This window comes from Nonomuraea insulae (assembly GCF_042656245.1).
Genome location: NZ_JBHSPA010000045.1, coordinates 344,379 through 364,986, shown reverse-complemented (window position 1 = coordinate 364,986; position 20,608 = coordinate 344,379). Strand labels below are relative to the sequence as shown.

The following is a 20,608-nucleotide window of genomic DNA, read 5'->3' as shown; positions in this document are numbered from 1 at the left end:
GTAGGGAGCTTTTGCCCACGTATTATCGGGCATCACACTAGCGTTCAGCAGTCCCTTGCGCGTATGTACTGGCTGGTAGCTGTGAGGTTGACGGTGCGGACGTGCCAAGACTGTCGGTGCGAAGCCGTACCTTAGTCCCCGTGTCCGAACAGCCCCTGACCCTCGACTCCGTCCTCACCGACGAGGCGGTCCTGTCCACCTACCGCCGGATGTTCGCCGCGCTGGCCCGCGACAGCGGGGCTGTGGTCGACGATCCGGCCCTGGTCGACATCGCCGAGACGCTGTTCGCGGCGTTCGCGGAGGCCGGCGAGGAGTGGCTGACTCACGAGCAGATGCGCTTCGCCTGCCGGGCCTACCCCACCGACCAGTTCGACAACCGGCTGCGCGTGCTCAAGGGGCTCGGCGCCGTCCGCGAGGTGTTCCCCAAGCCCAACCAGCTCCGCTACCGGGCCTCGTTCACCAGTGTGGTGGGGCTGATGTTCATCCGCCGGATGATGGACGACGGCGGGCAGTCGGAGATGCACCGGCTGCTGGCGCTGGAAGACCTCAACGTCGCCGACCCGCGCACCACGATGGAGGAGGCCAGGCAGAGCGCGCTCAACCTGGCGCGGGCGTTCCGGCTGTGGGCGCTGGAGCTGATCACGCTCACCACGGGCACGATCGAGGAGTTGCGCGAGCAGGCGCCCAAGTTGTGGGGCACCGAGGAGATCGCCCGGCGCGCGCAGGGGCTGCACGGCACGATCCTGACCCGGTGGCCGGAGCTCGACCGGGTCTGCACCGACCTGCGGGCTTCGATCTACTCCTACAGCGACGCCTCCCGCCGCGCCGCCGGGCGGCTGGCCGACTCGGCGGGCACCACCCGCAACCTGACGCTGCTGCCCACGGAGACGTGGCGGACGTTCACGCAGACGGCGTCGAGGGAGCGGCTGGCGGCGGTGCTCGACGGGTTCGTCTTCGACGCGCCCGCGCCCTGGCACGACCCGGCCGCCATCGCCCGCGCGGTCGACGAGGCCCCGCGACCCGCCCCCGCCCAGCCCACTCCCCCGCGCTCCACCCTGCCCGACCCGGGCCCCGGCTCCTCACTCGACTCCTCGCCCAACGCGGCGCTCGTACGGCTGACGGAGATGGCGGAGTCGCTGCTGGGGGAGGCCGATCGGGTCCCGCTGGCCGACGTGCTCGGCTCCGACTGGCCGTCGGCGCGGCGCGTGCTCGCCGACCTGACTACCCTGGATCTGCGGCCCGAGCTGCCCTACCGGCTGGCCTGGGCCGACGGGCTGACGATCGACCCCGTTCGCGAGCCCGCCTGGCTCTCCGACGGCTACCTGGAGCGCATCTGATGGCATTCGAGGACAGCGCCGTCGCGCACGCGCGGGCGCGGGCCGGTGGGCCGCTGCGGCTGGCGGCCGGGGCGCCGGCCACCCCCGGGATGGTGCGGCTGACGCGGCCCGACTCCACCGGCGAGGCCCTGGCCGTGTGGCCCGACGGGGTGACGCCTTCGCTGCTGGATGAGCACCAGGTGGCGCCCGTGGCCGTGGAGCGGTCCGGTGAGACGCGGCGGGTGCTGGCGGCCGTGCTCAAGTGCTGCTGGAGCGACCTTTCCGTGGATCCGTGGCCCGGCGATCCCGCACCCGTGGAGCTGGTGCTGGACACCTATCGTGAGCTGATCGGGCGCTCCGACGACCTGATGCGCAACTGGGCGATCGGGGCGCTGCGGCGGCTGCACGACTCCGCCTGGGTCGTGATGGACGACGGCGTGGTCCTGCTCGGGCCGCGCTGCGCCCTGTGGCCGGTGGAGTCGCACGCGCAACTCCAGGAGCTCGTACGCCGCCTGCCCGAGCCGGAGCGGCCCGAGCTGACCGTGGTGGGCGACGCCGACATCGTGGCCGCCACCCGATCCGAGACCCCCGCGGCGGTTCGCGACGAAGGGGTCGCGGGGCGGGCCGAGGGGGGTTCGGCCGGGTTCGACGACCTGCTGGGCCATTATGACGAGCGGCGGCGGGCGGAGCTGGTGGCGGCGTTCATGGTGGTCGAGCATGCGGCCGAGCCGGTGCAGGAGATGCGCCTGGCCGCTCTGCGTGACCCGGCGCTGCGTCACACGCTGGGCGAGATGCTGGCCAGGCGCGGCCGTACGCTGATCCAGCACCGCGACCGCTGGACCTCCGGTTACGCCGACGCCGTCGTCACCGGGCTCGTCACCGGGGGCGAGCAGCCGCGGCTGGGGGTGAGCGAGCGGGCCGTGCTGACGCTCGTCCTGGTGCATTCCGTGGCCATTCCGCGAGCCGAAGGGCTGCTGCCCGAGGACTCGTGGATGTCGCCGCACCCCACGCCGGTCGATGAGCTGCGCCGCCACACCCAGCTGCCGATCGGCGAGCTGGAGGCGGCGCTGCGGGTGTTGCGGCACGCGGGGCTGATCGGCCAGGTGAAGGCGGGCGAGGAGGCGGGCGGATACGTTCCCGGGCCACAGTTCCACCGGCTCACACCGGCGGCGCGGCGGCGGTTGCAGGAGGAGCTGATCCTGGCGGCCGGGCCGAACACGCCGCTGGCGGCCGCCGTACAGGCTCGGAGGTCGGCCAGATGAGGCCGTCGATCATGGATGGAAGGGTAACGGGGGTTCGAGGTGTCGCAGATGGAGAACGTCGTCGGGGACCGGGTGCTGATCGCCGTGCAGGCGGTCAACATCTCACGGCTGTCGACCCATCCGGTGCCCACCGTCCCCGGCACGCTCATCGTCGTGGCGGGCGCGGGGCCGAAGGACTCCAACGGGGCCGGTAAGTCCTCGTTCATCGCCTCGATCACGGCGCTGCTCGGCGACGAGCAGTGGCGCTTCGCCTCGGGCGCCAAGGCGGTGTCGGAGCTGCTGTTCAACGCCGAGCTGGCCAGTGGCGCGGGGGCCCGGCAGTGGGCGAGCGCCGATCACGGCTACATCGTGGGGGTCTTCGGGCCGCCCGGGATGGAGGGCTTCGAGCTCGACGCCGAGGACGCTGCGACGGCCACGGACGGGGAGCTCGTTCCCGGGGAGTCCGAGGAGCCGGGCGGGGAGTTGTTCGAGGTGCCCGACACCTCTGGCGGGGCGCTGACCGTGTGGCTGAAGGTCAACCAGGAGGCGCCGCATCTGGAGGTCCGCTGGCGGGAGGGCGTGCACCTGGCGGCCTCGCCGTCCGAGGCGGAGCGGGTGGCGCGGGCCGATGAGATCTGGTCGTCGCTGCCGAAGTCGGCCGGGCGGCGCGACGTCGTGGCGCGTGACCTGACCAAGGTGCTCTACGGCGACCGGGTCAGGTGCGTGTCGTTCCTGTCCACGTCCGTACGCAGCAAGGTCGCCACCAACCTGCTCTCCCAGCCGCTCAACGAGATCTCCCCCGAGCGTGTCTTCGAGGCCATCGCCGCGCTCACCGGCCTGGACGCGGAGCTGGAGCTGGAGCGCGAGGCCCGCCGCGACGAGCACGCCAAGCGGGTGCGCGCGGCGCAGGCCGCCGATCGGCTGGCCGAGTTCGAGGCGGAGTCGAAGGCGCTGGTGACGACGTTCGACCGGCGCGACCAGGCGCGCATCCGGCTGGCCGACGGGCTGCGGTGCTGGCGCGGGCGGCAGGCGCGCAAGCTGGCCGACGCCGCGAACAAGGACGAGTCGCTGGCCGCCGACCTCCAGCGGCACCAGGCGGCGGGCGAGGCGGCCGGCGAGGCGATCGCCATGGTCAAGGCGGAGATCGGCACCCTGCGCGAGGACACGCTCGACCGGCAGGTGTCGCAGGCCCGCAAGGAGCTGGCGGCGATGCAGGCGCGGGCGGCCAAGCTCGACGCCGACCGCGCCGTGGCGGAGAACTCCGCCGACGAGCTGCGCGGGCTCATCCCGGCGCTGGAGGAGACCCGCCGGTTCGCGGACGGGCGCGACATCCCGGCGGCGGAGCGGGAGCTGGGTGAGGTCAGGCTCAGGCTCAACGAGGCGCTCAAGGCGCTGGGCGTGGCCGATCGGGAGGTCTCCTCGGCCCAGTCCGCGCTCGACGACGCCGAGGGCGGCCCGGCCGCGGCCCAGCTCAACGCGCTGACGGCGGCCGGGATCGGCGCGACCGGCGTGCTGGACGCCCTCGACGTGGCCGAACAGGCCCGCGACGCCGCCCACACCCCGCCTCCTGGCGACGGCAGGGACCCGGGATCTGGGCAGGCGCTGGGCGAGGCGCTCAAGGCGCGTTACGGCAAGGGGCAGGCGCCCGCTCCCGGGGCCGCGATCGGCGAGTTGCGGGGCTGGCCCAACGAGCACGCCGTGATCGTCGACGCCGGGCGGCTCGACGAGGCCGCCGCCGCGCTGGCGGACCTGCCAGGGTCCGTGCTGGTCAGCGCGGCCGGGGTGAGCGTGGTCGGGGCCTTCCACGGGGTGGCGACCGGGCGCGAGGCCCGGATCAAGGCCGCCGAGCAGCGGCTCAACCGGGCCAAGGACGTTCAGGAGAGCGCGGCGCAGGCCGTCCACGACGGGGAGGAGGCCGTCGCGGAGGCGCAGCGGCGGCTGGAGGGGGCCAGGGCCGGGGTGCGGCTGGCCGAGCTGGAGGCGAAGCTCGGCGAGCGGCGGGCCAGGCTGGGCGAGCTGAACGCGGCCCTCGATGAGCTGACGCCGAAGGTGGCCGAGTCCGAGCGGCAGACGGGGGCGCTGGACTTCCGGGCGCGCACGCGGGACATGGAGATCGAGCGGCTGGAGGGCCGCCGGCATCGGCACGAGGGCGAGCGGGCGCAGGCGCGCGAGCAGGAGGCGAAGGTCGGCGCGGAACGCGAGGCGCTCAAGCTGGCCGCGCTGGCCGCCGACTGGGGCGGCACGGTGGAGACCGCCCGCGAGTGGCTGGAGGCGTTGCCGGAGGAGGAGCGGCCCCGTGGTGCCGAGGAGTGGTGGCGGATCGCCGAACGCCACCTCGACCAGGCGTTGCGCGACACGTTCCCCTCGCAGGACGAGACGGAGATCCCGGAGGAGCTGCGGTTCCTGCTGAGCGAGCGGGAGGGCAGCACGGCGCGCGAGCAGGCGACGTTCTCGGGGGTGTGCGGGGCGCTGGCGTCATACCTGCGGGCTCAGGAGGAGTACGAGCGGCATCAGCGGCGGCAGATCGAGGCGCAGATCGGCTCCCGGCAGCGCGACCTGGCGGCGGCGGCCAGGGGCGCGGAGGAGGCGGCCCAGTCGACGGCCGTGCACCGGGCGGCGCTGACGGCGGCGATCAAGGCGCGGCTCACGCGGGTGGCCGAGGAGTTCGACAAGCTCGACACCTCCTACGGCGGTTACGGGGCGACGCTGGAGTTCCCGGTGCCGCCCGCGCCCGCCGACCCCGAGCAGCGCTGGCAGTGGCGGGTGACCCCGAAGTGGCGGCGCGGCGAGGGGCAGGGGTTCGTGCCCTACAACCGGCGGGCCAACACGGCGCTCATGGACGAGAAGGCCGTCAAGCTGGTGTGCTCGGCGGCCATCGCCTCGTCCGGAGGCGGGCACCTGTGCCTGGTGCTCGACGAGCTGGGGCGCAACCTGGGCAAGGAGCACCGCAGGGAGGCGGTGGCGCTGTTCAGGAGGATCGGGGAGACCTACGGGATCACGGTGATCGGGGCGTTGCAGGACGACATGGAGCCGTACGCGATCGACGCCTGCGGGCAATACGTCAAGCTGCGGCGGTCGTCGGACGCGATGCCGTACAACGAGCCGCCGGTGATCGTCGGCCACGACCAGCACGCCGAACGGGTCCGCGCGCTGGCCGCCTTCGTGGACCGCACGGCTACGTGAGCCGGGCGCGCCCGGGGACGCGCGGCTACGTGGGCTGGGCGCGCTCGGGTGGACGCACGCTACGTGAGCTGGGCACTCAGGTCGACCGCACGGCTCCGTGAGCCGCGCGGCTACGTGATCGGTGGGCCTGTGTAGGAGGCGCGCAGGCGGAGGAGGGAGCCGCGCTCATATTCCTCCATCGCGTGCGCCAGCCAGCCCGCCACCCTGGCCACGGCGAAGATCGCCTCGCCCGCGCCGCTGACCATGCCGCTGACGGTGGTGAGGGCGGCCAGGGCGAAGTCGACGTTGCGGTCGGGCAGGCGGCGACGGCGCATCTCCGCCAGCACCGCCTCGGCGGCGGCGATGCGATCGTGCCCCGGCACGGCCTGTTTGACCAGGTCGAGCAGCATCTCACCCCGGCCGTCGCCGTTCTTGTAGACGCTGTGGCCGAAGCCGGGGATCCGCTCGCCGCGCCGCACCCGCTCGGCGATGGCGCGGGCGACTTGAGAGGGCTCGGCGATCTCGGCCAGCAGGCGTTCCGCGCCGTACGAGGCGCCGCCGTGCAGCGGGCCGCCCAGGACGCCGAGGCCGGTCAGGACCACCGCGTACGGGTCGGCCTTGGCGGAGGCGGCGACCCTGGCGGCCAGCGTCGAGGCGGCCAGTTCGTGGTCGGCGAGCAGCACCAGCGCGGCCCGCAACGCGTCGAGCAGGGCCGGAGCGGCGGGGCGGGGGCACAGGCGGGACCACAGGCGCCCGGCGATCGACCCGTCCTGGGGTGGGTCGCCGAGCAGGGGCAGCGCGTCCACCAGACCCGAGATCAGACGCCGGCCGGTGGCGATGACCGAGGCGGGGTCCAGCTGGTAGCGCAGGGAGTCGGACGCGCCGAGCACCGTGGTGATCACCTGGAGGCGGTCAAGGGGCAGCAGGTCGCCGGGAAGCCCGCGCTGGGCGGCGACGGCGGCTCGCAGCCCCTCCTCCGGCCCCCGCCGCCACCCCTCGGAAGAGGTGGCGCCGCCGCGAGCGCGCGACCGCACAGAAGGCTCGCGGTCCGCACCTTCTGAAGGGCCCCGCCCGACGGTGTGGCCGCCCGACCGCGCAAGAGGCTCGCGGTCCGCACCTTCTGAAGGGCCCTGCCGGATGGCGTGACCGCCCGGCCGCACCGGGGGCTCGCGGTCCGAAAGGGCCTGCCAGACGGCGTGGTCGCCCGTCCACAACCACTCCGCCACGGTCTCGTACGACGCCGTCCCCGCCAGCGCGAGCGCGTCGATCCCCCGGTAGTAGGGCCGGTCCACGCCGAGCGCCGTCACGGCCGACTCGATGACCAGCTCAGGCGGCTGGCTGCGCGGCCGGCCCCGCCGGGCGAGGCGTTCGACCTCCTCGGCCGAGAACAGGCTGCGCCGCCCGTCCTCCCCGTGCCGCCGCCGCAGCACCCCCCGGCTCACGTACGCATACAACGTGGCGGGTTTGACGCCCAGCCGCTCCGCCGCCGTGGCCGCGTCGATCCACTCCACCACGGGCGCACCTCCCGACAGGTTGATGAAAATCAATATTGATCCATGTTGAACGAGCATGTCAACGTGAGGGCATGCCAAAAGTTCACTTCCTCGACGTGACCAACCGGGACGGCGTGCAGACCGCGCGCACCGGTCTCTCGAAGTTCGGCAAGACCATGGTCAACTTCTATCTGGCCAAGCTCGGGGTGGCGCAGTCCGAGATCGGTTTCCCGTTCCTCTTCCACGAGGTCCCGTACGTCAGGGCGCAGGTCGCGCTGGCCGAGGCGGGCGCGTTCGGGAGCCTGCGGCTGTCCGGGTGGTGCCGGGGCGTGCCGCAGGACGTGGAGAAGGCGGCGCCGCTCGGGCTGAAGCACTACAACCTGTCCATCTCGACCTCCGACTACATGATCCAGAACAAGTTCCGCGGCCGCCTGGACCGGGAGGCGATCATCAGGGAGATGACGGCGGCGGTGCGCGTGGCCAAGGACGCGGGCGCGCTGACGGTGGGGGTGAACGCCGAGGACGGCTCGCGTACCGATGACGCGTTCCTGCTGGAGTTCGCGCTGGCGGCCAAGCAGGCGGGCGCCGACCGCGTGCGTTACTGCGACACGATCGGCGGCGACACCCCCGACCGGATCCGCGAGCGCTTCGCCAAGCTGGCCGCGGGCACCTCGATGCCGGTCGAGACGCACTGCCACAACGACCTGGGCATGGCCGTGGCCAACTCGGTGTCGGGCGCGCTCGGCGACCTCGACGCCGGGCAGGACGCGTGGATCAACACCTGCGTGAACGGCGTCGGCGAGCGCTCGGGCAACGCCGACCTGCTCTCCACCATCCTGGCCTTCCGCCACGGGTTCGGACTCGAGACAGCGCGGATCGGGGACGCGCTGAACATGGAGTGGGCCCGCAGGTTCGGGTTGTGGGCGAGTTACGCGCTGGGGCAGCCGCTGCCGTACAACCAGGTGGGGGTGGGGCGCAACGCGTTCGCGCACGAGTCGGGCATCCACGCCGACGGCGCGCTGAAGGACCACGGCAACTACGAGTTGTACGACGAGGCGACGCTGGGCCCGTTCCCCGACGACTGGCACACCAGGAGCGGCCGGGTGGTGCTGACCGGCGAGTACGGCGGCAAGAGCGGCTTCCGCCACGTCATGGACGGCCTCGGCGTGGAGGTGACCGACGAGGACCTGTCGTTCCGCCTGGTCCAGCTCTGCAACGCGATGACGGGCAGGCCGCTCACGGACGACGAGCTACGCCTGATCGCGGCCTACCCGGATGAGTTGTCGCTGATGTTCCCCGGCTACTAGAGAGATCTGCCGCCCGTCCCGGGACCCGGCTGCTAGAGGGTCCTGTCGCCGGTCACGGGACCCGGCCGCCAGAGGATCCTGCCACCGATCACGGACCCCGGCCGCCAGAGGATCCTGCCACCGATCACGGACCCCGGCCGCCAGAGGATCGCCTCCGGTCCCGGACCCCGGCTGCCAGAGGATCGCCTCCGGTCCCGGGCCTCGGCTGCTAGAGAGTTCTGTCGCCGGTCTCGGGCAGGGCGAGCAGGCAGAGCAGGCTCAGCACGGCCATCGCGGAGACGTACACGCCGACTCCCATGACCCCGAGCCCGCTCGCCTGCATGCTGGTGGCCACCAGCGGCGGCACCGCGCCGCCGAGCACGCCGCCGAGGCTGTAGGCGACGGAGGCGCCGCTGTAGCGGTACTCGGTCTTGAACAGCTCCGGCAGGTACGCCCCCATCGGCCCGAAGATCAGCCCCATCAGCGCGAGCGCCCCGGCCAGCGCCACCCCGACCAGGACGACCGAACGGGTCTCCATCAGCGGGAACATCACCAGCCCCCACACGATCGCCACGATCGTGCCGGCGATCAGCGTGCGGCGGCGGCCCAGCCGGTCGGACACCAGGGCCGAGCCCACCGTGCCCGCCGCCATGAACAGCACGCCGACCATGGTCACCCCGAGCATCGTGGTCTGCGGGATCTTCAGCGTCTTGGTGCCGTACGACAGGCAGTAGGTGGTGGCGGTGTAGAAGAGGGTGTACGTGACCGTCATGGCCCCGGCGCCGAGCAGCACCCGCCGCCACTGGTTCCGCATGAGCCCGACGAACGGCACCCTGGCGATCCGGTGCTGGTCCATGGCCGCCTTGAAGACGGGGGTCTCGGAGATCTTCAGCCGGACGTACAGGCCGACGATCACCAGCAGCAGGCTGGCCACGAACGGCAGCCGCCATCCCCAGCTCTGGAACTCCCCGTCGCCCAGCGTCTCGCCGAGGATGAGGAACAGCCCGTTGGCCACGATGAACCCGGCCGACGGGCCGAGCTGCGGGAACATCGCGTACAGGCCGCGCTTGCCCGGCGGCGCGTGCTCGGTGGCCAGCAGCGCCGCGCCGCCCCACTCACCGCCGAGGCCGATGCCCTGTGTGAAGCGCAGCAGCACCAGCAGCACGGGCGCCATCACGCCGATCGTCGCGTAGCCGGGCAGCAGCCCGATCACGACCGTCGACAGGCCCATCACCAGCAGCGACACGACCAGCATGGACTTGCGGCCGACCCGGTCACCCCAATGCCCGAACACGGCCGAGCCGAGCGGGCGCGAGATGAACGCCACCGCGAACGTCGAGAACGCCGCCAGGCTTCCCGCCACCGGGTCCATGCCCGGGAAGAACGCGGTGTTGAGCACCAGGGCCGCCGCGGTGCCATAAATGTAGAAATCGTAGAATTCGATCGCTGTGCCGATGAGGCTGGCGGCCGCGATCCGCGTCGTGCTGGGGGCCTCGGTATGGGGGGATGTCGTCATTCTTGTCTCACTATGCGGACTAGCGTCTTGGAAAGCGATACAAAGACGCTACCACCTGCGCAATGTTACGTTTCATGGACCTCTGGAGGGAACGTAGTTGGCGGTTGACCTGGTGATCTTCGACTGTGACGGGGTGCTCGTGGACAGCGAGCCGATCTCCGTACGCGTGGGCACGGCCGCGGTACGGCGACTGGGCTGGACGATCGACGAGGCGGAGTACGCCGAGCGCTTCGTCGGCTGCACGAACGAGTACTGGGCGGAGCAGATCGGCCCGACCCCGCCGGGCTGGCGCGACCAGCTCAACGCCGACTACGTGGCCGCCGTGACGGCCGAGCTGTGCACGGTCCGGGGCATCGAGGAGGCGCTCGACCAGCTCTCCATCCCCTTCTGCGTGGCCTCCAACGGCCGCCACCGGACGATCCGCCGCAGCCTGGAGCTGACCGGGCTGGCCCACAGGTTCGCCGGGCGCGTGTTCAGCGCCGAGGACGTGGCCAGGGGCAAGCCCGCGCCCGACCTGTTCCTGCACGCCGCGGCCACCATGGGGGCCGAGCCGGAGCGCTGCGTGGTCGTGGAGGACAGCCCGTTCGGGGTGACGGCGGCGGTGAGCGCGGGCATGCGCTGCCTGGCCTTCGCCGGCGGCCTCACCCCCGCCTCCCGACTGACGGGCCTCGGCGCGACCCTCTTCCACGACCCCGCCAAGCTGCCCGACCTGATCGGCTCTCTCGACTGATCGGCCGCACCGCGCACCGCGGCCGGGTCAGCCGGTGGGAGGTGCCGCGCGCGCCACCGCCCGTCGTCATCACCCCTGGCCGTCGTCACCTCTGGCCGTCGTCACCTCTGGCCGTCGTCACCTCTGGCCGTCGTCACCTCTGGCCGTCGTCATCACCCCTGGCGGGTGCGGCCGTTCTCGTCCAGGTAGTCGCGCCACGACCGCTTCGGGTTCCAGCCCAGCAGGCGGTGGGCCTTGGCGCAGGAGATGCCGGAGGCGTCGGGCCGGGCCAGGGGCCGCAGCTCGATCCGGTCGCCGTGGTAGCGCCGCAGCGCGGTGGCGAAGTCGTGCCCGCCCGCATTGTCCGGCGAGGCGATGTAGAACACCTCGTGCCCGGGCAGGTCGGACTCGGCGGCCAGCACGATCGCGTCCGCCAGGTCGTACACGTCGATGTAGCTCCACAACCCCGCCCCCACCTCGGAGACGTCACGCACCTGCGGGCCGAGGTTGCGCTCGTAGTTGCCCTCGTGCTGCACCCAGCTCGGCCGCAGCGAGATGCACCTGATGTCCGAACGCCGCACCGCCGCGTCCATGAGCTGCTCACCGAAGTGCTTGGCCAGCGCGTACGGGTCCTGCGGCCGGATCGGGTGCTCCTCGTCCACCGGCGCGTAGTCCGGCAGGAACGGCCGCTCGGGAAAGAAGAACCCCGGCACGGTCTCGCTCGAGACGTTCACGAATCGCGGCACCCCGAACCGCACCGCCGCCTCGATCATGTTGAACGTGGCCATCAGGTTGTTCTGGAACACCACCTGCGGCGGGTTGGCGGTCGGATCGGGGATGGCCGCCGCGTGCACCACCGTCTCCGCCCCGTGCGTCACGGCGAACGCCTGCCCCGCGTCCGTCAGATCGGCCTGTACGTAGCGCGGGGTGCCGGGCTCGGGCCGCTCCCAGACCGGGCGGGTGAGATCGGTGGCGGTCACCTCGTGACCCGCCTCGGTCAGGGCCTTGACGGCAGCCCTGCCTACCTTGCCGTGGGCACCGGTGACGACGACGCGCATGAACCGCTCCTCATGAGTAGATTTCGGCGCGCTCCAGCGTAATGCCGACTCCCACCGCGCTCAGCGTGGACCCTGTGCGCGTCTTGGTGACCTTGAGCTGCGCCGTGATCCTGGATCGCAGCTCGGCCACGTGGCTGACGATGCCCACGGCCCGCCCGCCGTCTCGCAGCCCGTCCAGGATGTCCAGCACACCGTCGAGGGTGTCCTCGTCGAGCGTCCCGAACCCCTCGTCCACGAACAACGTGCCCAGCTCCGCGCCGCCCGCCTCCGCCGTGACGACGTCGGCCAGCCCCAGCGCCAGGGCCAGGGAGGTGATGAAGCTCTCGCCCCCGGACAGGGTGGCCGGGTCGCGGTCGACCCCGGTCCAGCCGTCGGCCACCCGCAGCCCCAGCCCGCCACCGGCGCGACCCCGGGCGCCCGCCGTCTTCCGCAGATCGTGCCGCAGCAGGTAGCGTCCGGCCGACATGTGGTCGAGCCGTTCGTTCGCGGCGTCCACCACCTGCCGCAACCGCTCCCCCAGCACGAACGACGACAGGCTCATGCTCCACTGGTTGTCGCCGGAGGTGCCGCTGGCAAGCGACGCCATCCGCTCGGCCAGCCGGTGCCGGTCGGCCGCCGGACGCCAGCTCTCGATGCGGTCCGACAGCTCGCCGTGCAACACCCGCAGCCGCCGCGCCCTGGCCTCGGCTCGGTCGCGCGCGCTCGACAGCCTCGTGTACGTCTCCTCCAGCCCGTCCCGCTCGGCCCCGATCGCCGCCAGATCCGGCGCCGGCTCGGCCGCCGCGGCCACCAGCTCGGGGTCGGCCAGCACGCCGCTGACGGCCGCATGCTCGTCGTCCAGCCGCCGCAGCAGCTCCGCCTTGCTCTCCCGCTCCGCCGGGCTCCGGTACGCGGACTCCGCCTCCCGCACATCCCCGAACCCCGCCTCGGCCGCCGCCTGCTCGGCCGCCTTCCCGGCCCCCTCCAGCTCCTCCCGCGCCGCCACCGCCGTCTGCGTGGCCTCCGACGCCTCCCGCAGCAACTCGGCCTCGTCGTTCAGCCTCGTCAGGCGGGCGGTCAGGGTGGCATCGTCGCCGCGCGCCGCGTCCAGCCGCGTGCCGAGCCGCCCGGCGTCCCCGCTCAGCTCCTCGTGCCGGGTACGGCAGGCCGCCACCCGCGCCGCCACCCGCCGCCCACGCTCCTCCAGCTCCAGCCGCTCCCGGCTGAGCCCGCCCGCCTCCTGGGCCAGCACAGGCTCTCGACCGGCCGACGCCTTCAGCCTGCGCAACTCCCGCTCAGCCGCGGCCAGCAGCCGTCCACTGTCCACCTCACCCGCGCCCGGACCCCGTCCGCCATCCGCCGCACCCGGAACCCATTCGCCGTCCGCTCCGCCCGCGCCTGGCACGGCGATACCATCCGCCGCAGGCACTGGCGGTGGCACAGGTTCGCCTGCCGCGCCCGGAACGCCGCTGTCAAGCGCGCCCCGGTGTCCTTCGTCGCCGCCCCTGGTCGCCTGGGTGAGCTGGTTGCGCACGTGGGTGCGTTCCGATTCGAGGTGTTTGCGCTGGGCGCGGTGGCCGGCGAGGGTCTCGGCGAGTTCCCTGGCCTGGTCCCTGACCCGTTCGCGCTCGGTCTCGACGCGTTCGAGGGTGGCGGCCAGGGCGGGCTCGCGGTCGGCCACCGCCTGGAGGCGGGCCGCCTCCTGCTCGGCCAGCTCCACCCGCTCCGCGGCCGTGTCCACATCCAGCTCCCCGGTGGCCTCGACCGCGCCGGCGTGCCGGGACTCCAGCGAGGCGAGCATGCGTTCGGCGGCCTCGCGATCGGCCAGGGCGGCTTCGTGGGCGGCCTCGGCCTCCTGCTCGTCGTCGGCGGAAGGGGCGCTCGCGGTAGGGGAGGCCGGGTGGGGGTGGTGCTCGGAGCCGCAGACGGCGCACGGCTGCCCCTCGGACAGGTCGCGCGCCAGCTCGGCCGCCATGCCGTCGATACGGGCCTGCCGCAGGTCGAGCCACCGCTCGCGCAGGCTCTGGGCCTGGTCGACGAGCACCTGGTGCGCGGCGACGGCCGCCTCCAGCTCGGCGGCCAGGCTCTCGCGCCGGTGGGTGGCCTCCAGAGCGGCCCTGGCGGCGTCGAGGCTCGCGATCGCCGCCGGGCTGGCCGCCGCCTGGGCGCGTACCTCGGTCAGCGCCGCGCCGGCGTCGGCGACCCGTTCGGGCAGCTCCGCCTCCGCGGCGGACACCGCGGCCTCGCGCTGTGCCAGCGCATCCAGCTCGGTCGCCAGCCTGGCCAGCTCGCCGTCGATCCCGATCAGGTGGGCGGCGGCGTCGCGTACGGCCTGGGCGGCCGGAACCCTGGCCGCGTCCACCCGCGCCTCCGCGAGCCGGGCCTCGGCCTCCTCGATCAGCTTGGGCAGCAGGGCCAACCGCGCCGCCACGGCCTCGTCGGCGCGCACCAGCCCGGCCAGCTCCTCCTCGACCCTGAGCAGGTCACGCCGGACCACCGACAGCCTGGCCTCCTCGGTCAGCAACTCCTGCAGCCGAGCGATCTCATCCTGCCGCCGCCGCTCCAACCCCGCCAGCTCGACCACGGACAGCCCGCTGCCCTCGGGCAGGGCTTGGGACGGTGATGAGGTGGGGGAACCGGGGCGTCGCGGATCAGGCGAAACCGTGGCACCGACGGACGTTGCGGCGATGTCCTCGCGGCCCCGCGGGCCAGCCACGGTGGAGGCGTCCTCACGCCCCAGCAGGCCAGCCGTTGCGGAGGTGTCCTCACCCCCTCGCAACCCGGACGTCGCGGAGGCGCCCTCGCGCCGATGCGGGCCGGGGCTCGCCCCCTCGGGCCGGGGCGGGAGGGTGGGCGCGGTGGTGATCAGCAGGTGACGGGCTCGGGCGAGGGCGTCGGCGGCCATCGTACGGGCCTTGGCGGCGGTCTCCGCGCGTTGACCGGCCGCCGTGATGAGCGGGCGCACCCGGTCCGCCCTGGCGGCGTCGTCGAGGATGGCCTGCAGGTCGGCGCGTTCGTCGGCCCGCTCGTCGAGGGTGCGGCGCAGGGTCAGCGCCTCGGCGTGACGGCGCTGGCGATCGGCGAGCGCGGCGGCCCGCTCGAACCGCGTCCGCGCCTCCCCCAGTGCCTGACCGGCCGCCACGTGCTCCCCATCGGCCCGCACGACGACGGCCCGCGCGGCATCGAGCAGGGCTCCCGCCCACCGCAAGGGATCGGACTCCGGCGTCGGCATGTCACAGTCGTCGCCCGTCGAGACACCGCTCCCCCCGGCACCGGTGGCAACCGGCCTGAGCCGGGCACCTCCCGGCGCCGCCGGGGCTGACGGTGCGGTGGCGGCGGGCATCTCGAAGAGGGCCGGCGCCGCCGAAGCCGCGTGTGTCTCCGAAGCGGCTGTCTCCGAAGCGGCTGTCTCCGAAGCGGCCACGGAGGCGCTGGGAGCGGCCGGCGCGGCGAGCCCCTCCGGCGCGGACGTGGCCTCGTCCGACGCGGGCCTGGGCGTTGTGGACGCCGCCACGAGCGCGGGCAGGTCGGTGCCCGCCGCCTCCTCCACCCGCTTGACGGCGAAGTCCACCTGCTGCCGCAGCTCCTGCGCCTCCCGCCAGGCCTGTTTGCGGTGCTCGGCCAGCCACGACTCCGTCAGGGTGAAGATCTTGACGGTGAACAGCCGCTCCAGCAGCTTCGACCGCTCCTCCCCGTCGGCCCGCAGGAACTTGGCGAAGTCGCCCTGGGGCAACATCGCCACCTGGCAGAACTGGGCGGCGTTCATGCCGAGCAGCCCGCCCACCAGGTCGCCTGCCTCGTCGAGGCGGGTGGTCAGGCCGTGCCAGTCGGCGCCCTGCCACTCCGACAGGACGACCTTGGACTTCTCCTCGGTGAACCCCGTGCCCCGGAGCTTGGGGCGCTGCCAGGCCGGGGAGCGCTGGATGCGCAGTAAACGGCCCCGCAGGGTCACCTCCAGGGTGACCGAGGGGCCCGCCGTGGGCGGGGCGTGGTCGCAGCGCAGGCTGCGGGCGCTGTTGCGCTGCCCGGGCACCTGGCCGTAGAGGGCGAAGCACAGCGCGTCGAGGATCGTGGTCTTGCCCGCGCCCGTGGGCCCGTGGACGAGGAAGAGGCCCGCCTCGGCCAGGGCGTCGAAGTCGACCGACTCCGTGCCGGGGAAGGACCCGAACGCGGTCAGCGTGAGCCTGTGAGGCCGCATCTACGCCATCGTCTCCTTCACCCTGGACGCCTCGATGGCCTGTCTTAGCAGGCTTTCCTCTTCAGGTGCGGCAGGCTCGCCGCGCACCTCGCGGACGAAGTCGAGGGCGACCTCCGGCTCGGGCCGCCCGCTGAGGCGTACGGGCGCGGTGGAGGGGGTGGCGCCGACCGGGTCGAAGGTGAGGGCGAGGGTGTGCGGGAAGCGGGCACGCAGCCGGTCCATGGCGGATCTGGGGCGCACGGCGTCGGTCAGGACGATCTGGAGCCAGTGGTCCTCGTAGGAGGCGTGGCGGGGGTCGGCGAGGAGGTCGTCGAGGTCGCCGCGCAGGCGGCCGATGGGGCGGGGCACGGGAGCGGGCACGAACTCCGTCTCCTCCCCCAGCCTCACCAGCCACGAGCCCTTGACGTGGCCCACCTCGGAGAAGGAGTAGGCCAGCGGCGAGCCCGAATAGCGCACGGTCTCGGACATGCGCTGCCGCCCGTGCAGGTGGCCGAGCGCCACGTAGGAGACTCCGTCGAAGGCCGTCAGCGGCACGTGGGCCACCCCGCCGACGCTGATGTCGCGCTCGCTGTCGCTGGCCTGGCCGCCCGTCACGAAGCAGTGGGACAGCACCACCGAGGCGCGATGGCGTACGGAATCGGCCCTGATGCGGGTCATCGCGTGGGAGATCGCGGCGGTGTGGCTGCGGTCGGGCAGCTCCCAGGCGGCCCGCACCAGCTCGGGCTCCAGGTAGGGGATGCCGTAGAAGGCCACGTCGTCGACCAGCACCGGCTCCCAGGACTGGTCGGGCGAGGTGCGCACGTGGACGCCCGCGGCCTCGAACAGCGCCGAGCCGAACCGCAGCCGCAGCGCGGAGTCGTGGTTGCCGCTGATCATGACCACCCTGGCACCGGCGGCGCGCAGCCGCCCGAGCGCCTCGTCGAGCAGGGCCACCGCGTCGACAGGGGGCAGCGCCCTGTCGTAGACGTCGCCGGCGACCGCCACCACGTCGATCCGCTCGGCCCGCACCGTCTCCACCAGGTGATCGACGAAGGCCGCCTGCCCGGCGAGCAGGCTCTCCCGGTGGAAGGAGCGACCCAGGTGCCAGTCGGAGGTGTGCAGGATCCGCATGTCGCAGGAAGCTAACAGTTCCCACCGACAAATGCGGGCTCTCCTGCCCCATGCGCTGGGAGTAGTCTGGAAGATCAGCGGGCAAACCAACGCACATGGGGAGGCCAATGCGCACTGGCCGTGGCACCTTGAGCGTCGCCGCCGGTCTGGTGCTGGTGGCTCTCGCTTCGGTCGGCTACGTACTGCCGCCGGCGTTCGACCCACCGCCACTCAAGGTGGAACCAGCCTTCCAGGCCATCCCGGCTCAGCCGTCCGGCGAGCTGAAGCCGGTGGTGGCCGTCGATCCCGTGCGCCGTGAGGAGATCTCGCTCCCGGCGGAGGGCCAGCGCCTGGACGGGACTGTCCGGGTGCCGCTCACCCCTGGGCGGCATCCGGCGATGGTGTTCGTGTCGGGGTCGGGCAACGGCTCGCGTACGGAGTTCACGCCGCAGGCGGAGTTCCTGGCCAAGGCGGGCGTGGTGACGATCGCGTTCGACAAGCGCACGATCGGCTACAACTTCCGTGACCGGGACTTCGGGCTGCTGGCCGACGACGCGCTGCGGATGGTGGAATACCTGCGCACACGCCCCGAGGTCGATCCCGCCCGCGTCGGCGTGTGGGGCGTCTCCGAGGGCGGCTGGGTGGTGCCGATCGCGGCGGCGAAGAGCGCGGCGGTCGGGTTCATGGTGCTGGTGTCCTCCCCGAACGTCTCCCCGCTGCGCCAGGTCGCCTGGGCGCTGAACGAGCAGCTCCTGCGCCTGCGCGCCCCCATCGGCTCCCGTGACCTGCTGACCAGGGCGATGGGCGGGGTCGGGTTCGACTTCCTGCGTTACGACGCGATGCCCGCGTTAAGCCAGGTCAAGCAGCCGGTCCTGGCGTTCTACGGCACCACCGACCCCTCGATCCCCTTCGTCGAGTCCACCAAGGCGCTCATCACGGCGCTCGGCAAGGCGGGCAACGACGACTACACGATCCGTTTCATGGCCAAGGGCGACCACGCCATGCGGGTCAACGGCGGCAACTTCACCACGGGCTACCTGGAGACCCTCGCCAACTGGGTCAAGGGCCTGCCCGCCACCGCCGCGCCCACGGTGCACATGGCGGGCGCCACCCCGGTCCAGCGGTTCGAGGCCAGCGACGTGCCCGCCGCCCCCTGGTACGCCGGCGGCACGATGCTCGGGCTGACGATCTGCCTGGCCGCCGTCGGCTACGTGGCAGGCCCGGTCGCGGCCATGGTCGTACGCCTGCGCCACCGCAACCAGACCCCCGTCGACACCAACGCCCGGCTGTGGCCGCCGATCAGGCGCAGGCTGCGCAGGATGGCGTGGACGGCGCTGGGCCTGCTGGCCTCGGTGGTGGCGTTCATCACCGTGCTGGTGCTGTTCTCGGTCAACCAGGCCGGCGCCTGGCCCGCCGTGCTGGCGGGCTGGCTGGTCGTGCGCGTGCTGGCCGTGCTGATGCTGATCCAGGAGGTCACGGCGGTGGCGGCGTTCGTGTCGGCGCTGCGCGAGGGGCTGAGGCCGGGCCGGTGGCAGCACGTGACGGTCGCCGGGGTGCTCGGCGGCACGGGGTTGCTGCTGGTGGCGGCGGCCTACTACGGGTTGTTCTCGTTCCCCTGGTAGACGAAGGCGTTCATCCACCGGTCCAGCTCGGCGAACACCTGCTTGCGCGCGGGCTCGGCCGACAGCACCAGGTCGTGCAGGCCGTCGGCGATGCGCACGCACGTCACGTGGGGGCCGAGCGCGGTGGCCCAGCGGGCGATGTGCTGGGGGTCGAGCACGATGTCGGCCGAACGCGCCTCCGGTACGAAGTCGCGTACCCGGAGACCGGTCGAGGAGGCGAGCACGAGGACCGGCACGTCCACCGCCAGGCCCGCGTGCAGCCGCCGCTGCGCCCGCCGGATGGCGGCCAGCCACATGGCGTGCACAGAGAAGCCGCCCAGCGGCTTGAGCTCCAGGTCGTAGTCCCATTCGCCCTGCTCGCTGCGGTGCAGCGTCTGCCCGTAGACGGTGCTGGAGCCCAGCGGGAGGGCCCTGCGCGTGTACGCCAGCGGCGTCCTGAGCAGGTCGGCGGCCAGCCGCATCGGGGTGGGCACGTTGAGGTCGAAGAACGGGCTGTTGAGCACGAGCCCCTGCACCAGGCCGCGCCCACGAACCCGGTCAGCCCACAGGGGCGCGATCAGGCCGCCGGTGGAGTGGGCGTTGATCGTCAGCTCGTCGTGGTCCTGCCGGATGACGCGTACGGCCTCGTCGATCTCGGGGAAGTAGTCGGTGATGCTCCTGATCAGGCCTCTGGTCTGGTGCGGCAGCAGTGAACGGCCGTATTTGCGCAGGTCGAGCGCGTAGAAGTCGATGCCGCGCTGGACATAGTGCTCGGCCAGGTGGTCCTGGAAGAAGTAGTCGGTGAACCCGTGCAGGTAGAGCACCGCCCTGCGGGTGCCGCTCTTCTCGGTCCTCCTGGACACCAGCGTCGCCACGACCTCGCCCTCGAAGTCGTCGGGCAGGGGCAGCACGGTGAGCTCGTACATGCTAGACACCATAGGGACTGTCCGGCCAGGACGGCACAGCGGGCGGCAGGTCCTCGCTCACCTTCATCGGGAAGTCGGCCTGTCTCTTGTCCAGGAACGCCGTCACGCCCTCCACCGAGTCGGGCGCACCGCCCAGTTCCGCCATGAGGCGGGAGTCGGCCGCGTGCGCCTCCCAGGGTGAGGAGGCCGACAGGCCCGACCACATCAGGCGGCGGATGGCGGCCACGGAGACGGCCGAGGTGTTGTCGGCGATCTCGCGGGCCAGCGCGTACGCGGCCGGGAGCAGCTCGCCGGCCGGATAGAGGCGTGAGACCAGCCGCCCTGCCAGCGCCTCCGAGGCGGGGAAGACCCGGCCGGTCGCGGCCCACTCCATGGCCTGGGCGATGCCGACGATCCTGGGCAGGAACCAGCTCGACGCGGCCTCGGTGACGATCCCCCGCCGCGCGAACACGAACCCGAACCTGGCCGTCTCCGAGGCCAGCCGGATGTCCATGGGCAGCGTCATGGTGACCCCGACGCCCACGGCGGGCCCGTTGATGGCGCCGATGACCGGTTTGAGCGATCGCGCGATCCTGAGCGCGACCGTGCCGCCGCCGTCGCGCGGGGCGCCGTCCACGGTCTCGCCCTCTCCACGGTGCCCGAATGTGCCGCCCCCGCCGCCCAGATCGGCGCCGGCGCAGAACGCGCGTCCGGCCCCGGTGACCACCACGGCTCGTACGTCGTCATCGGCGTCGGCGAGGTCGAATGCCTCGATCAACTCTCCGCGCATCGTAAAGGTGAAGGCGTTGAGCCGCTCAGGACGCTTCAATGTGACGGTGGCGATGCGATCGGTCACCCCGTACTCGATCTCAGAGAAGGCCATGCCCCGAATCTTATTCGGTAACTGATGTTCACCCTCTGATAAAGACATATTTCGTATCTGATGCGTAGGCTGCCGCCTCTATGGAAGCCTGCGGCGACCGCGCCCGAGCGGTTCACCGCAGGTTGCGGAGTTTACGCCTATGGTGGTAATCGCGGGGAAACGGGGAAGGCGT

13 protein-coding genes are annotated in these 20,608 nt (G+C 72.7%); 6 read left to right on the top strand and 7 right to left on the bottom strand.

What is annotated here, in order from left to right:
• The first annotated feature begins 140 nt into the window (after window positions 1-140).
• From ACFPZ3_RS36060 to ACFPZ3_RS36050, 3 genes are read left to right on the top strand one after another with little or no spacing between them, the layout of a single operon-like run.
• Window positions 141-1,337 carry a hypothetical protein gene (locus ACFPZ3_RS36060; protein WP_379518798.1) on the top strand — a complete coding sequence of 399 codons (1,197 nt, stop codon included), beginning with the start codon at window positions 141-143 and terminating at the stop codon, window positions 1,335-1,337.
• Window positions 1,337-2,578: a hypothetical protein gene (locus ACFPZ3_RS36055; protein ID WP_379518797.1), complete on the top strand. Its 1,242-nt coding sequence runs from the start codon at window positions 1,337-1,339 to the stop codon at window positions 2,576-2,578. Before ACFPZ3_RS36060 ends, ACFPZ3_RS36055 begins: the two co-directional genes overlap by 1 nt.
• 48 nt (window positions 2,579-2,626) lie before the next feature.
• Complete coding sequence (locus tag ACFPZ3_RS36050) at window positions 2,627-5,740, top strand: coiled-coil domain-containing protein (protein ID WP_379518796.1); 3,114 nt, start codon at window positions 2,627-2,629, stop codon at window positions 5,738-5,740.
• Between the two features lie 110 nt (window positions 5,741-5,850).
• On the opposite strand, the gene ACFPZ3_RS36045 is transcribed toward ACFPZ3_RS36050, so the two are convergent.
• Entirely contained in the window at window positions 5,851-7,266 is a 1,416-nt protein-coding gene (locus ACFPZ3_RS36045; protein WP_379518795.1) for a citrate synthase, read from the bottom strand.
• Window positions 7,267-7,304: 38 nt separating this feature from the next.
• Between ACFPZ3_RS36045 and ACFPZ3_RS36040 the strand changes: the two genes are divergently transcribed.
• Entirely contained in the window at window positions 7,305-8,519 is a 1,215-nt protein-coding gene (locus ACFPZ3_RS36040; RefSeq protein WP_379518794.1) for a LeuA family protein, read from the top strand.
• Window positions 8,520-8,727: 208 nt separating this feature from the next.
• Here the strand turns inward: ACFPZ3_RS36040 and ACFPZ3_RS36035 are convergent, their stop codons facing one another.
• Window positions 8,728-10,014, bottom strand: coding sequence for an MFS transporter (locus ACFPZ3_RS36035; RefSeq protein WP_379518793.1), 1,287 nt, complete (start codon window positions 10,012-10,014; stop codon window positions 8,728-8,730).
• A gap of 97 nt (window positions 10,015-10,111) precedes the next feature.
• On the opposite strand from ACFPZ3_RS36035, the gene ACFPZ3_RS36030 reads away from it, so the two are divergent.
• Window positions 10,112-10,744, top strand: a complete 633-nt coding sequence (locus ACFPZ3_RS36030) for an HAD family hydrolase (protein ID WP_379518792.1) — start codon at window positions 10,112-10,114, stop codon at window positions 10,742-10,744.
• A 152-nt stretch (window positions 10,745-10,896) separates the two neighbouring features.
• Here the strand turns inward: ACFPZ3_RS36030 and ACFPZ3_RS36025 are convergent, their stop codons facing one another.
• From ACFPZ3_RS36025 to ACFPZ3_RS36015, 3 genes are read right to left on the bottom strand one after another with little or no spacing between them, the layout of a single operon-like run.
• Window positions 10,897-11,781, bottom strand: coding sequence for an NAD-dependent epimerase/dehydratase family protein (locus tag ACFPZ3_RS36025; protein WP_379518791.1), 885 nt, complete (start codon window positions 11,779-11,781; stop codon window positions 10,897-10,899).
• A gap of 10 nt (window positions 11,782-11,791) precedes the next feature.
• Window positions 11,792-15,958: an AAA family ATPase gene (locus ACFPZ3_RS36020; RefSeq protein ID WP_379518790.1), complete on the bottom strand. Its 4,167-nt coding sequence runs from the start codon at window positions 15,956-15,958 to the stop codon at window positions 11,792-11,794.
• Complete coding sequence (locus ACFPZ3_RS36015; protein WP_379518789.1) at window positions 15,959-17,068, bottom strand: exonuclease SbcCD subunit D; 1,110 nt, start codon at window positions 17,066-17,068, stop codon at window positions 15,959-15,961.
• 107 nt (window positions 17,069-17,175) lie between these two features.
• Here ACFPZ3_RS36015 and ACFPZ3_RS36010 point away from each other — a divergent pair, with 107 nt between their 5' ends.
• Window positions 17,176-18,669 carry an alpha/beta hydrolase family protein gene (locus ACFPZ3_RS36010; RefSeq protein ID WP_379518788.1) on the top strand — a complete coding sequence of 498 codons (1,494 nt, stop codon included), beginning with the start codon at window positions 17,176-17,178 and terminating at the stop codon, window positions 18,667-18,669.
• On the opposite strand, the gene ACFPZ3_RS36005 is transcribed toward ACFPZ3_RS36010, so the two are convergent.
• A complete protein-coding gene (locus ACFPZ3_RS36005) occupies window positions 18,642-19,574 on the bottom strand; it encodes an alpha/beta hydrolase (RefSeq protein WP_379518787.1) in 933 nt (310 codons plus the stop codon). The two genes, ACFPZ3_RS36010 and ACFPZ3_RS36005, sit on opposite strands and share 28 nt — an antisense overlap.
• A 1-nt stretch (window position 19,575) precedes the next feature.
• Window positions 19,576-20,436 carry an enoyl-CoA hydratase-related protein gene (locus tag ACFPZ3_RS36000; RefSeq protein ID WP_379518786.1) on the bottom strand — a complete coding sequence of 287 codons (861 nt, stop codon included), beginning with the start codon at window positions 20,434-20,436 and terminating at the stop codon, window positions 19,576-19,578.
• Window positions 20,437-20,608 lie beyond the last annotated feature (172 nt).

Excerpts from the sequence above, each read along its gene's own strand:
- ACFPZ3_RS36055 (WP_379518797.1), top strand. The coding sequence starts at position 1,337 with ATGGCATTCGAGGACAGCGCCGTCGCGCACGCGCGGGCGCGGGCCGGT.
- ACFPZ3_RS36050 (WP_379518796.1), top strand. The coding sequence starts at position 2,627 with ATGGAGAACGTCGTCGGGGACCGGGTGCTGATCGCCGTGCAGGCGGTC.
- ACFPZ3_RS36040 (WP_379518794.1), top strand. The coding sequence starts at position 7,305 with ATGCCAAAAGTTCACTTCCTCGACGTGACCAACCGGGACGGCGTGCAG.
- ACFPZ3_RS36035 (WP_379518793.1), bottom strand. The coding sequence starts at position 10,014 with ATGACGACATCCCCCCATACCGAGGCCCCCAGCACGACGCGGATCGCG.
- ACFPZ3_RS36025 (WP_379518791.1), bottom strand. The coding sequence starts at position 11,781 with ATGCGCGTCGTCGTCACCGGTGCCCACGGCAAGGTAGGCAGGGCTGCC.
- ACFPZ3_RS36020 (WP_379518790.1), bottom strand. The coding sequence starts at position 15,958 with ATGCGGCCTCACAGGCTCACGCTGACCGCGTTCGGGTCCTTCCCCGGC.
- ACFPZ3_RS36015 (WP_379518789.1), bottom strand. The coding sequence starts at position 17,068 with ATGCGGATCCTGCACACCTCCGACTGGCACCTGGGTCGCTCCTTCCAC.
- ACFPZ3_RS36010 (WP_379518788.1), top strand. The coding sequence starts at position 17,176 with ATGCGCACTGGCCGTGGCACCTTGAGCGTCGCCGCCGGTCTGGTGCTG.
- ACFPZ3_RS36005 (WP_379518787.1), bottom strand. The coding sequence starts at position 19,574 with ATGTACGAGCTCACCGTGCTGCCCCTGCCCGACGACTTCGAGGGCGAG.
- ACFPZ3_RS36000 (WP_379518786.1), bottom strand. The coding sequence starts at position 20,436 with ATGGCCTTCTCTGAGATCGAGTACGGGGTGACCGATCGCATCGCCACC.